This is a genomic window from Melissococcus plutonius ATCC 35311 (assembly GCF_000270185.1).
Lineage (GTDB): Bacteria > Bacillota > Bacilli > Lactobacillales > Enterococcaceae > Melissococcus > Melissococcus plutonius.
Genome location: NC_015516.1, coordinates 1,354,275 through 1,368,011 on the forward strand (window position 1 = coordinate 1,354,275; position 13,737 = coordinate 1,368,011).

Sequence of the window (13,737 nt, forward strand, 5' to 3'; positions counted from 1 at the left end):
ATCAGATACTTTTTTTCTTGTTTATCCTATTAAAGATGTTCTTTGATTATTTTATGTTTGCTTCTAAATAATCAATTAAAGGTTTCCCAATATTAACGGGTGTATTATTTTTTCTTGAATCTTCCGTCATAATAACTGTTAAAAATTTATTATTACTTCGATCCATTGTAAGTAGAAAACTATTTTCAGTACCTAAAGTGTCCTGTTTATTTTTTATTTCTGCTGTCCCTGTTTTAGCGGCTAAAGAGAAGGCTGGATTGTACATATTATGAACATATCCTGTCTCATCTTCAACACTTCCTAACAGATCATCGGCAATTAGATTTGCAGATGATTTACTAATAACATTTGCTTTTATTTTACGTGGCTGGTCCAATTTTAATTTTGGATAAACCAATGAACCGTTATTTTGAAATACGCTAAAAACTGTTGCTTGTTGAATAGGTGAAAGTAGTAATTGTCCTTGACCATAGCCAGTATCTGCCAACAAGATTTCTGAATCTAAATTATGATTAGAGATTTGTGCAGGCTGCATTTCAAACGGTAATTTTAAGTCTTCACCAAAAATAAATTTATCTAATCCATTTTTGAATGTTTTCTTTCCCATTCGTAATGTTTGCTGTGCAAAATAAATATTATCCGAATGAACGAGTGCTGTTTTTAAATCAACTAATGGATCTGCCTTTACCCTTGTTACATAGTAATCTCCCCAATCATGATTTTTCTGCCATTTTAAGCCACTGATTGGCAAGGATTCATTGGGTTTCAAGGTATTAGCATCTAAGCCAATTGCACCTGTAATTGTTTTGAATGTTGATCCTGGCGCATAACGTGTTGCATATCTTGCCGTAAAAGGTGAATTTTTATCTTTTAAATAAGCATCATAATCAGATGAAGAAATTCCTGCTACCATTTTATTTGGATCATAAGAGGGTGAGCTGACAACAGCTAATAAATCTCCTTGTTGTGGACTCTTAATAATAGCACTCCCCGGTTTATTATCAAAGATTGAAAAAGCTTGTTTTTGAGCAGTTTGATCAATCGTTAAATGAAGAGTTTGCCCATCTTGTTTTTTCGTTTTTTGTAAAATCGTTTTTTCGTTATTTTTTTCATCTGTAATCATAAGAGTCCCACCGCTTTGGCCTCTTAGTTGTTTATCATAATATTTTTCTAAACCAGTTTTTCCGACCATCCCTTCACTAGCTAAAGAGGGATCATTTTTAATTTCTTCAGCTGTGACTTGTCCTGTATAGCCAATTAATTGAGCTGCTGCCTCTTTTAAAGGATAATAGCGAACTTTTGTTTTTTGAATCATTGTTCCCTGTGGCAATTCATTCACAGGTGAATCAGAGATAGTCAGGGGAACAAATGAATCTGACTGTACCCATGATTGTGCTAATTTTTTATTTATTTCATCATCAGAAAAATGAAACTGTTGACCAATTTTTTTTATTGTTTCCTCTTTTTGTTGTTCATTTTCTCCCAATTTACCTGGTACAATTCCTACTTGATCCAGTTCTTGATTTACTGCTAAATCATTGTCATTACGATCAACAATTTTTCCTCTTTCTGCTTCATTTGTTTGGATAGAAACCTTGTCATTTTTTTCCATTTTTGGAAAAATTAAAGTTGGTGTCTATTCAATAAGATAATTCTTCCCAATCTTTTTAAGTGTTGCCTGGTAGTTAAGATTAGAAAGTTTTCCAAGTGGTGTGCTCATTTCTAATGTATAGTTTAATGTATATTGTTGATTATTTTTTTTAGCGATTGAAATATTTTGACTTTTGATATCCTGTGCTTGTATGCCAGTGAAAATTGTTTGATACTTCTTTTGCATAGATTGAACAGTATACCCATTTTTGCTTAAAGATTCTTCTTGAAGAAATTTTGCTAGTTGATTGAATTTTTGTTTTTTTATTGCTTGTAAAAAGTTACTTGCTACCTTTTCAGCCGCTTGCTGTTCTTGTTTTTGATGCCAACTATTATAAGCAAAATAACCACCAATTCCTAAAATAATGACACCTATCATTATTCCTAAGATTATGCTTTGTTTGTGATTGTTTTTTGGTTGCCTTCTCATTTCCATTTCCTAAACTCCTCTTCATCATACATATGTAGTCTTTCTTTATTGAACTTGAACTATGAACTTCAACTATAAAATTTTCATTACTATTTTTTTCAATAAAAAATAAATAAGTTTTTTATTAAGAATTTTTATCCTAATTAATATAATTACTGAATTGTATAATAAAAAACTATAAAAAATTTAGTTGATCAGCTATAGGACCTACTGAAATTATAATAACAAACTACCTATCAATCTTCCTATAGTTTATTAAATTGGTCAATACTAAACTTAATTAAAAAGCTAATTACCATAAACAGCTAGTTGATTAAAAAAAATTAAAAGTGATAATATTTTACTCTCTAATTATTTAATTTAGATTTTTAATCTATTATTAGATTACTTTAAATGAATCATTCAAAGAAACAAAAAAACAGCAGAACGAATTTCGTTCTGCTGTTTTTTCTGTTTTAAACAATGATTTTACTGAAAAAGAAACTTTTTAGTACCAACCATTATTCATCCAGAAAGTTTTTGCTTGTTCCCAAGAACCATAACGTTCTGAAACATAGTTTTCAGCAACTTTTTCTTGGTTTGCAGGTGAATAATCACCTTTTAAGTATGAAGCATCTAATTGATATCGACCTATGTATTTCCCATTTGTTGCATTGTATGAGCCACTTGATTCTCTTTGTGCAATCCATTCTTTTGCTGAATTTGAATCGCTCGTTGGCGCACTTGTTTGAGCTGGTGCTTGTTTTTGTACCGTTGATGCTGGTTGAGCAACTGGTGTTGCCTGCATAGTTTTTGGTGTAGCTACAGCTGAATCTACCGTTTTAATTTGTAATTGTTGACCTTCATAAATCATATTTATATTTGAAATTTGATTTTTGTTTGCAACTTCTTGTACATTTGTATGGTTTTTTGCAGCAATACTTGATAATGTATCTCCTGCTTGTACTTTATATAAACTGTCTGCATGAACATTTCCTGCTCCAAGACTTAATCCGATTCCTGCTGCTAGCGTAGTTCCTAATAAAATTGTTTTTAGTGATTTCATATAAATGTGTAATCCCCTTTTAAGTAATTTATTATTCGCCGCTATCAACGACAAGGAATACTTTATCATTTATTTGTATTACATGGGTATTTTTACCATAACAACTTGTATCTTTTGTTACATTCTAATTTCATTTCTGTAAAAAACTGTTTTTTATTTTATACTATTAGATTTTAAATAACTAATAATTAGATAACTATTTAGTAATTTTAAATAAGTAGTTCAATCAAAGACAAAAATAAAAATACCTAAAAATTTATTTTTAATAGCAAAAATAAATTTTTAGGTATAGAAAAATTATTTAAATCATCAGCCATAATTTAGAGAAAGACACGTTTTACACACAATGCGGCCAAGAAGATTCGAACTTCCACGGTATTTCTACCACTAGCGCCTGAAGCTAGCGCGTCTGCCAATTCCGCCATGACCGCAAATAGAAAACTAAGAATATTATCGGCTATTTATAAAAATAACTCTCTCTATCATTTTCATTTGGTACTAAGACAACAATTTTCTGATAAAAAATCATATAAATGCGGACGATGGGATTTGAACCCACACGAGCTAATGCTCACAAGACCCTCAATCTTGCATGTCTGCCTTTCCATCACATCCGCTAAAATACTCTATATAGGGGTAAATTTGTAGCTGTATTTTTTAAAAAAAATAACAAATACCGCTTACTACTTTAACAATGGTAATATAGAATAAAAAAAATGTCAATGAACAGTCTGTTAGAATAAATAGAAAATCTTAAAATTATCTTTTTAGGAATTTGAAAAAGATTAAAATAGTCGAACGTCATAAATTAATTTTTCTTTCAATAATTTATGACATTCATCTACCTATCTTAATTCATTAATTTTAACTAAATTCATTTTGGCGCAAAATTAAATGTCCACCACATTTCCCACAAACAAAACGTTCAGTGTTCAATTTACGTTTTCTTAAAAATGTTGTTCGGCATTGCTCACATTCATAATGATGAAGAGATTTTGCTTTTTCGTCTATTAATGGAGGAACAAAGCGACTTCCCCCTGTTTGCTTTAATAAACGTTTAAATTCCTTATCTTTATGCTTATATCCTTTTCCAGCCAGGTGCAAATGGTAATGACAAAGTTCATGCTTAATCACTTTTATTAATTCATCAATACCATACCGATCAATAATTTTAGGATTAAACTCTAAATTATGGGAAGCCAGATAATAACGTCCGCCTGTTGTTTTTAATCTATAATTAAATGAAGCCATATGTGAAAAAGATTGATTGAATGATTCATTTGATATTTTTTCCACTAATAATTGCAATGGTTCATTTGTGATAATTTTTTCTTTTGTTATCATTCGTTTTCATTTCTTCTTGTCTGTGGTAGCATTGTTAAACTAATTCTTGCTTTTTTCAAATCGACTTCTTCCACCCAAACTGTTACAATATCACCCACAGAAACAATATCTGTTGGATGTTTAACGAATTTTGTACTCATTTTTGAAATATGAACCAACCCATCTTGTTTGACACCAATGTCAACAAATGCACCAAAGTCAATGACATTTCTTACCGTTCCTTCTAATTCCATTCCAGGTTTCAAATCTTCCATTGAAAGAACATCCTTTCTTAGAAGCGGTGCAGGCATCTCATCACGCATATCACGACCAGGTTGAATTAAAGCTTTAATGATGTCTTTTAGAGTTTCAATTCCTACATCAACTGTCTTTGACAACTCTTCTACAGACAGTTGTTTCAATTGATCATTAGTTTGTTGACTGCCTAATTCTTTTAAAGTAGTATTAGCAAGCGTTATAATTTCTTTAGCAATCGGATAACTTTCTGGATGAATGCCCGTATTGTCTAAAATATTTTTACCATTTGGAATTCTTAAAAAACCAATCGCTTGTTCGTAGGCTTTAGGTCCTAAACGAGGCACCTTTTTAACTTCATCACGTGCCATAAAAGCACCATTTTCATCTCGATAGGTGACCAAATTTTTTGCTGTTGTTTTATTTAAACCTGAGATATATTGTAGTAACTGTGGACTTGCTGTGTTGATATCAATACCTACCTGATTAACTACTGTTCCTACAACAAAATCAAGTTGTTCTGCCAAACGTTTTTGTGAGACATCATGTTGGTATTGACCAACACCCACTGCTTTTGGTTCAATTTTAACTAGTTCAGCCAAGGGATCTTGAAGTCTACGGGCAATGCTGACAGCACTTCGTTCTTCAACATGCAAATCTGGAAATTCTTCTCTGGCCACATCACTTGCTGAATAAACAGAAGCACCTGCTTCATTGACAAGTATATAAAAAACTTCTCGTTCAATTTGTTTTAGTTGTTCAGATACAAAAATTTCAGATTCTCGGCTGGCTGTTCCATTTCCAATAGCAATCATTTCAATTTGATATTGTTCAATTAACTGATTAAAGATTTCACCTGCAGCCGCACGCTTTTCTTTTGATGCTGGTTTATGAGGATAAATGACTTGGATGGCTAAAACTTTTCCAGTTGGATCAATAACTGCTAACTTACAACCGGTTCGATAAGCCGGATCAAATCCTAAAACGATTTTTCCCTTCAATGGTGGCTGTAAAAGCAAATGTTGAAGATTCTCGCCAAAAATATTAATTGCCTGTTCATCTGCTATTTCTGTTAATTGATTTCTAATTTCTCTTTCAATTGCTGGAGCGATAAACCGTTTATAACTGTCCAAATAGGCAGTTGTTATATAAGCAGCTGATAAAGAATTTGTTTTATTTCCAATTAATTGATTCGCAAAATAATTATCGATTCTTGTTTCATCTACAATTAATGCAATTTTCAATACTTCTTCTTTTTCACCACGGTTTGTTGCAAGCACACGATAAGGAACAATTTTACTAACAGATTCTGAAAAATCATAATACATTTCATAAATGCCTTTTTCATCTTTTTCCTTATTCTTTATCTTACTAACATATTGGCCATGTTTCCAAGTAAAGTCACGAATCCATTTACGAAATTTTGGTTCATCACTAATTCGTTCAGCTAAGATTTCATGAGCACCCTGTAAGGCTTCTTCAGCACTTGTAACTTCATTTTTTTCATTTATATAAAGTTCAGCCTCAACAAGTACGTCTGCATTCTCTTTTAATGCCAATAACCAATCTGCTAAAGGTTCTAATCCTTTTTCCTTAGCAATGGTTGCCTTTGTACGACGTTTTTGTTTATAAGGGCGATAGAGATCTTCAATTTGTTGCATTTTTGTTGTTTGTTGTATTTCTAATTTGAGTTCATTTGTTAACTTTCCTTGTTCCTCAATAAGACGAAGAACTTCTTTTTTACGTTTTTCTAAATTTAATAAATAATGATAGCGTTCTTCAATTTGCCGAATTTGTACTTCGTCTAAACTTCCTGTCATTTCTTTACGATACCGAGCAATAAAAGGAACTGTATTTCCTTCACTTAATAATGTTAAAATCGTCGTTAACTGATTGGTTCGATAGTTTGTTAATTCTTTTTGAAGAAGTCCAACTATTTCTTGGTTATACGTTTCAGTCATGGCAAAATCCCTCTTTTCTTCAAATACATACTGATTTATTTTAGCATATTCTTTTTCTAGCGACTACTAGTTCAGTATTTTATTATTTCTTGTACTAAACCTGGTGAATCAAAAAATTAAAAATACAGCAAGTTTTTAAAAGAGAAAAACCCACCATCGATTTCCATAGCGTCTAACGAAGAATCAAGAGCATAAAATTTTAAAAAGTATCTAACACAGACAAAAGAGTCATCTGGTTTAGATACTTTTTAAATATACTATTAATTGATCATTAAAAACATTCAATCTATCTACTAAATCGGAAATTTTTAATTACTTTTTCTTCTTACCACCAAAAGCATCCTTCATTTTATCAAAGAATCCTTCTTCTTGCTGTTCATCAACCGACTGACCACCTGCTTCAGCAAATGCTCTTAAGGCCTCTTTTTGTTCTTCATTTAATTGTTTAGGAATAATTAATTTTGTTTGAACATGCTGATCACCTGTACCGTTTCCGCGCAATTTAGGTGCCCCTTTACCACGTAAACGGAAATTGGTCCCTGTTTGGGTACCAGCAGGAATTTTTAATTTTATATCACCATGTACGGTAGGTACTTGAACTTCATCTCCCAAAGCAGCTTGAACAAAGCTAATTGGCAATTCATAATAAATTTCAGAACCTTCACGATCAAATATTTGGCTCTCTTCCACACTGAATACGACATATAAATCACCATAAGGTCCACCATTTTCTCCTGCTTCACCTTGATTTGATAAACGCATTTGCTGTCCATCTTCAACGCCGGCAGGTACATTCACCTTAACAGTATGAGGTTTCTTTTCATGTCCAGTACCATGACAAGTTGGACATGGTTCTTTAATTTCTTTTCCGGTTCCTCGACAGACATCACACGTTTGTTTACTCATCATTCGTCCTAAAGGCGTTTGGCGTTCAACATTTATCGCCCCTGTCCCATGACATTTATGACAAACTTCTGGTTGTGTGCCTGGTTTAGCACCATTTCCACCACAAGTATGGCATGTATCTTCTCGATTATATTTTATCTCTCTTTCAATTCCAAAGATTGCTTCTTCAAATTTCAACTCTATTGTATATTGTAAATCAGCGCCTTGTCTTGGTTCGTTTGGATTTGTACTTTGACCACCGCCACCAAAAAATGAATCAAAAATATCTTCAAATCCACCAAAACTACTGCCGCCAAAACCACCAGTATCAAAACCGCCAAAACCACCGCCACCATAATTTGGATCAGTACCAGCATGTCCATATTGATCATAAGCTGCTTTTTTCTGTGGATCACTTAATATCTCATAAGCTTCTGAGATTTCCTTAAATTTTTCTTCAGCATCCGCTTCTTTATTGATATCTGGGTGGTACTTCTTGGAAAGTTTACGATATGCCTTTTTTATTTCATCATCTGAAGCACCCTTTGATAAACCAAGCACTTCATAATAATCTCTTTTTGTAGCCATTAGCTTCCCTCCAAGCTTATTCCCTTCAAATTTATTTACACGAATAAATATCGTTGTAATCATATCATAATTTATGAATAATCTGAATAGAATTTCTAAAATTAATATGTAACTCCTGTTTTTCTGACAAAAAAGAGGCAGGACAATAGTTTACACTACTTACCCTTGCCCCATTTATAAATAAATAGCTGAGACAAAATCAATTTGTTTGACTGTCTTATCATTATTCATTCTTTTTCTGTCTATTTTGCATGGATAGAAAAGTCTAGTATAAACATCATAGACGTTCATTTATATTAATCAGAAACAAACGATGTCATCTCAGCTGAATTATTTACTAGTTATTTTCATATAATTATTTATTTTGATCTTTATCTTTGTCTTTGTCATCTACTTCTTCAAAATCAGCATCTACCACATCATCACTACCACCTTGTGCAGCGTCTGGGTTTTCTTGTGCTTGTTGTTGTGCAGCTTGTTCATAAAGTTTCACTGTTAAACCTTGAACAATTTCATTCAATGCATCACGTTTTGCTTTCATTTCTTCGATATTATTTGCTTCTGAAGCAGCTTTTAATTCATCACGAGCAGTTTCTGCTTTTTTAACTTCTTCAGCGTCTACTTTTCCTTCTAATTCTTTTAATGTTTTATCGATGGTAAATAGTAAAGTATCTACTTCGTTACGTAAATCAACTTCTTCTTTACGTTTTTTGTCTGCTTCAGCATTTGATTCTGCATCTTTTACCATTTGCTCAATTTCTTCATCTGATAAACCTGAAGAGGATTTGATTGTAATAGTTTGTTCTTTTTGTGTACCTAAATCTTTAGCACGAACGTTAACAATACCATTTTTATCAATATCAAAGCTTACCTCAATTTGAGGAACACCACGTGGTGCAGCTGGAATATCTGTTAACTGGAATCTTCCAAGTGTCTTATTATCTGCTGCCATTGGACGTTCACCTTGTAAAACATGGATATCTACAGCAGGTTGATTGTCAGCAGCTGTTGAAAATACTTGAGATTTACTTGTTGGGATGGTTGTATTGCGATCGATTAATTTAGTAAATACACTACCCATTGTTTCAATTCCCAAAGATAGTGGTGTAACATCAAGTAAGACAACATCTTTAACATCTCCGGTAATCACACCACCTTGAATTGCTGCTCCCATGGCAACTACTTCATCAGGGTTTACTGATTTATTTGGTTCTTTGCTTGTTTCTTTCCGAACTGCTTCAACAACAGACGGAATACGTGTTGATCCACCAACCAAAATAACTTCATCGATTTCAGAAGGATTCAAGCCAGCATCTTTCAAAGCTTGACGAACGGGTACTTTTGTACGTTCTACTAAGTCACTTGTTAGTTCATCGAATTTTGCACGTGTTAAGTTCATTTCCATGTGTAATGGACCAGATTCACCAGCAGTAATAAATGGTAAACTGATTTGTGTGCTTGTTACACCAGATAAATCTTTTTTCGCTTTTTCAGCAGTATCTTTAAGACGTTGCAAAGCCATTTTATCTTGAGCTAAATCAATACCGTGTTCTTTTTTAAATTCTGCTACCATATGATCAATAATTTTATTATCGAAGTCATCGCCACCTAGATGATTATCCCCTGCAGTAGCCAATACATCAAACACGCCATCTCCTAATTCAAGAATTGATACGTCAAAGGTTCCTCCACCTAAATCGAATACTAAGATTTTTTCATCTTTTTCTGTTTTGTCTAAACCATACGCTAATGCAGCCGCTGTTGGTTCATTAACAATACGTTCTACTTCTAAACCAGCAATTTTTCCGGCATCTTTTGTTGCTTGGCGTTGTGCGTCATTAAAATAAGCGGGTACTGTAATCACTGCTTTATCTACTTTTTCACCAAGATAATCTTCTGCAAAACCTTTTAAATACTGTAGAATCATTGCAGAAATTTCTTGCGGTGTATAAGATTTTCCTTCAACATCTACTTTATAGCTAGCTTCGCCCATATGACGCTTGATTGATGAAATTGTATTTGGATTTGTTACGGCTTGTCGTTTTGCAACTTCTCCTACTTGAATTTCACCATTTTTAAAAGAAACAACAGAAGGAGTAGTACGATTTCCTTCTGGATTTGCAATAATTTTTGCTTCGCCGCCTTCTAAAACTGCGACAGCTGAATTTGTAGTTCCTAAGTCAATACCAATAATTTTACTCATTTTACTTATCTCCTATCTTCATTTAAATTCAAATTTATTAAGAAAGTCTTACTACTGAGAAACAACAACCATACTTGGTCGTAACACTCTTTCTTGGAGTTTATATCCTTTTTGTAAAACTTCTACTATTGTATCTTTTGGTATTTCTTCTGTTGCTGGCACTGTTTGAACTGCTTGATGAAGTATTGGATTGAATTTTTCGTTTGTTGCCTGGATTTCTTCAATTCCTTCTTCTTTCAATGCATCCTGTAAACTTGTCATCACCATAGAAATTCCTTTTTGTAAGCTTGATCCTTGTTCATCTGTAACATCTATTGCTAAAGCTCTTTCTAAATTGTCTAATGCAGGTAAGATTTTTTTGCCTAAGTCTTGTGAGCGATAACGAACAAGTGATTCACGTTCGTTTTTGAAACGATTGTTCATATTTGCAATCTCTGCTTGGGCTCTTAAAAACTTATCTTCCATGTCTGAAAGTTCTGATTGAAGTTTTTCTATTTCTGATTCTTCTGTTTCCACTTCAGAAACACCAGCATCATCAATTGCTTCCATTTCTTGCTCGTTTTGTTGTGCTTTTACTTCCTCAGATGATTCTATTGTTTGTTCATTTGTTTTTTTTGTTTCTGTTTCTTCAGACGATACTTTTTCATTTTTTTTCATATTAGCATCTCCTTTTCTAAAAGCACTACTTTTATAATTCCATCATTAGCATTGCTATTTCTTTTTATTATTTAGTTATTTTATTCGCCAAGGAAGCGATAATAATCATCCAGCTTTGAAGCAAGTTCTTCACGAAATAGGTTAACCAAACTAAACATATGTGAGTAAGGCATACTTGTTGGTCCTAACAATGCGATGACCCCTTTTCCATGTCCACTCACTTCATAAACTGCAGTAATCATGCTCATATCTTCTAAGAGATCATTTCCTATTTCTGAGCCAATTTGAATAGCAATAGGTGGTGTATTGGCTTTTTCAGCTTCATTAAGTAGTTGTGCTAATTCATTTGTATCTTGCATAAATGAATAAACAGATTTTATTTGTTCAATATCTTGTTTTACCCCAAAATCTAGTAAGTTCATACGTCCACTAACGAATATACGTTCCTTAAACGCTTGTCCCAATAAGGTATCAAATAAATTCATTACACCATCTGGTGTTTGAAAATAGCGATGTAAAATCATCGGAATTTCCGTACGTAAACGATGATAAACAGTCAAAAGTGGTTGTCCAACCAATTTATCATTAATGATTTTAGTCATTCTTTCCAAATCTTCTCCTGATAAATTTGGTGGAATAAAAAATACCTGATTTTCAACGTTGCCTTTATCTGTCACTACAATTGCAAGTACCTGACGATCATTTAAAGGAATCATTCGAAAGCCAGTTAATTTTCTTTCTTTTACTTCAGGTCCTAAAGAGAAAGCAGTATAGCTCGTTAATTTAGAGAGAATTTCTGTCGATTTTTCAATAATATCATTAATTTCATTAAATTCCTGTCCAAATGAATACTGAATGGTTTGTACCATTTCTTGATCAATTTTTTCAGGTTGCAATAAGTAGTCTACATAATATCGATAGCCTTGCATAGAAGGTATTCTTCCAGAAGAAAGGTGTGTTTTAAGCAGTAGTCCTTCTTCTTCTAATACTCTCATATCGTTACGAATAGTGGCTGAACTGGAATTAATCCCAGCTTCCATTAATTTTTTAGAACCAACCGGCAATCCGGTATTTGTATAGTGTTGGATGATAAGTCGCAAGATATTTTTTTGTCTCTCAGTAATCATATTTGCCACCTTCCCCATTAGCACTTATTTATTTCAAGTGCTAATCACAACTATTAATATACGCATTCGTGATTCGTTTGTCAAGTAAAAAATAACTTTTTTAGCACTCGGCTTGAAAGAGTGCTAAAGATGCAGATTTTTTAATTTTATACTTCTCTTACCTATACAAAAAGATTTGGTAATAAATAAACAAACAGTTTCTAGGCAACATTTTAAAAAATTGTTCTTATAAAAAATGTTATGGCTGTAGTTTAAAAAATTAAAGCAGATTAAGCAAAAATTTTCTCTTGGTTTTTCTAAAATTTAATCATACTATTTTTCTTAGTAAAAATAGCTTAGATTTTTGTTATCACTTACTCTTTTACTAGTCCAATAAGAACGCTTCAAATACCTCATTTCCTAAAAATATTCCTTCTGAAGTCAAAGCAATTGAATTTGTTTGTTCATAGATCAATTTTCTAATCTTTAATTGCTGGATTGTTTCGCCATAGATACTTTCCATTGAAACACCAAATTTTTGATAGAATTTTTCTTTTGAAACGCCTTTTTTCATTCTAAGACCTAAAAACATTTCTTCCTCTATTTGATGTTTTGTTAATAGTTCTTCTCTTTCAATAATCGGTAATTGATTATCCTCTAAAGGCATCAGATAATGCTGAATGGGGCCATGGTTTTTATAACGTAAATTATCAATATAACCGCTTGCACCAGCACCAAAACCGTAATAATGTTCATTATCCCAATATCTAGTATTATGTCGGCTTTCCTTTCCAGGAATTGCAAAATTACTGATTTCATAATGCCTTCTCCCCGCCTCTTCCATGAGTTGAATGGCAGATTTAAGCATACTTACTTCGATATCTTCTGAAGGAAAATGAATTTTTCCCTGTCTTGCCAAATTCATAAACATCGTTTGATTTTCCAAAATTAAAGAATACAAGGCATAATGCGGTAAGTTTAATTCAATTGCTTTGCATAAACTCTCTTTAAAATTTTCTAATGTTTGACCGGGCAACGCATAAATTAAATCAATACTGATATTATTAAAATTTGCCTTTTCAAGTCGTTGAATAGCTTGATAGATTTCCTTTACTGTATGTTTACGTCCAATTTTTTTTAATATCTGATTATCAAAAGATTGTACCCCCATTGATAAACGATTTACGCCATAATTTTTCATTATTTGTATCTTTTCAGGTGTTAAATCACCTGGATTTGCTTCAACGGTAAATTCAATTGTGTTTGAAAAAGTAAACTGTTTTATAATCCCACTTAATAAATAATCCAGTTGTTTGGAAGATAATGCTGAAGGTGTCCCTCCACCAATATAAAGGGTTTCAAGTTCACAAGAAACATTGCCTGTTACCAATTCTATTTCTTTTAACAAGCTTTCTAGATACCTATCAACCGGTTGTTCTTTGATAAGCACTTTATTAAAATCACAATAATAACAAATATGTTCACAAAATGGAATGTGAATGTAGGCAGAAGAAATAGCAGAAGGCGTTTTATTCATCATTTTTTTAATTTTTTCACCTCACAATATTTCTTAAATTTTCATCAATTAATGGTTGTTCATTAAATAAATTTTTTATTGATACTAAAAATCAACA

General features: G+C 32.5%; 8 protein-coding genes, 2 tRNA genes and 1 pseudogene. All 11 read right to left on the reverse strand.

From position 1 onward, the window contains the following. Nucleotides 1-46: 46 nt before the first annotated feature. The 11 genes and pseudogenes from pbp4 to hemW all read right to left on the reverse strand — a co-directional run bounded on the left by pbp4 (nt 47) and on the right by hemW (nt 13,643). A pseudogene (pbp4, locus tag MPTP_RS05730) lies at nt 47-2,086 on the reverse strand (penicillin-binding protein PBP4(5)). Between the two features lie 481 nt (nt 2,087-2,567). Continuing rightward, the gene (gene apf / locus MPTP_RS05735; protein ID WP_013774091.1) at nt 2,568-3,125 is read right to left on the reverse strand and encodes an aggregation-promoting factor; all 558 of its coding nucleotides are present in this window, start codon (nt 3,123-3,125) and stop codon (nt 2,568-2,570) included. Between the two features lie 347 nt (nt 3,126-3,472). Then, nucleotides 3,473-3,556, reverse strand: a tRNA-Leu gene (locus tag MPTP_RS05740). A 103-nt stretch (nt 3,557-3,659) separates the two neighbouring features. Continuing rightward, nucleotides 3,660-3,742: transfer RNA gene (locus MPTP_RS09595), tRNA-Leu, on the reverse strand. A 247-nt stretch (nt 3,743-3,989) separates the two neighbouring features. Next, entirely contained in the window at nt 3,990-4,469 is a 480-nt protein-coding gene (locus MPTP_RS05745) for a SprT family protein (RefSeq protein WP_013774155.1), read from the reverse strand. Continuing rightward, nucleotides 4,466-6,664: a Tex family protein gene (locus MPTP_RS05750; RefSeq protein WP_013774156.1), complete on the reverse strand. Its 2,199-nt coding sequence runs from the start codon at nt 6,662-6,664 to the stop codon at nt 4,466-4,468. Before MPTP_RS05750 ends, MPTP_RS05745 begins: the two co-directional genes overlap by 4 nt. Before the next feature lie 312 nt (nt 6,665-6,976). Then, nucleotides 6,977-8,137, reverse strand: coding sequence for a molecular chaperone DnaJ (dnaJ, locus tag MPTP_RS05755; protein ID WP_013774157.1), 1,161 nt, complete (start codon nt 8,135-8,137; stop codon nt 6,977-6,979). A gap of 355 nt (nt 8,138-8,492) precedes the next feature. Beyond that, nucleotides 8,493-10,340: a molecular chaperone DnaK gene (gene dnaK / locus MPTP_RS05760; protein ID WP_013774158.1), complete on the reverse strand. Its 1,848-nt coding sequence runs from the start codon at nt 10,338-10,340 to the stop codon at nt 8,493-8,495. A 51-nt stretch (nt 10,341-10,391) separates the two neighbouring features. Beyond that, nucleotides 10,392-10,997, reverse strand: coding sequence for a nucleotide exchange factor GrpE (gene grpE / locus MPTP_RS05765; protein ID WP_013774159.1), 606 nt, complete (start codon nt 10,995-10,997; stop codon nt 10,392-10,394). A gap of 80 nt (nt 10,998-11,077) precedes the next feature. Then, nucleotides 11,078-12,124: a heat-inducible transcriptional repressor HrcA gene (hrcA, locus tag MPTP_RS05770; protein ID WP_013774160.1), complete on the reverse strand. Its 1,047-nt coding sequence runs from the start codon at nt 12,122-12,124 to the stop codon at nt 11,078-11,080. A gap of 364 nt (nt 12,125-12,488) precedes the next feature. Then, nucleotides 12,489-13,643: a radical SAM family heme chaperone HemW gene (gene hemW, locus MPTP_RS05775; RefSeq protein WP_013774161.1), complete on the reverse strand. Its 1,155-nt coding sequence runs from the start codon at nt 13,641-13,643 to the stop codon at nt 12,489-12,491. Nucleotides 13,644-13,737: the final 94 nt, after the last annotated feature.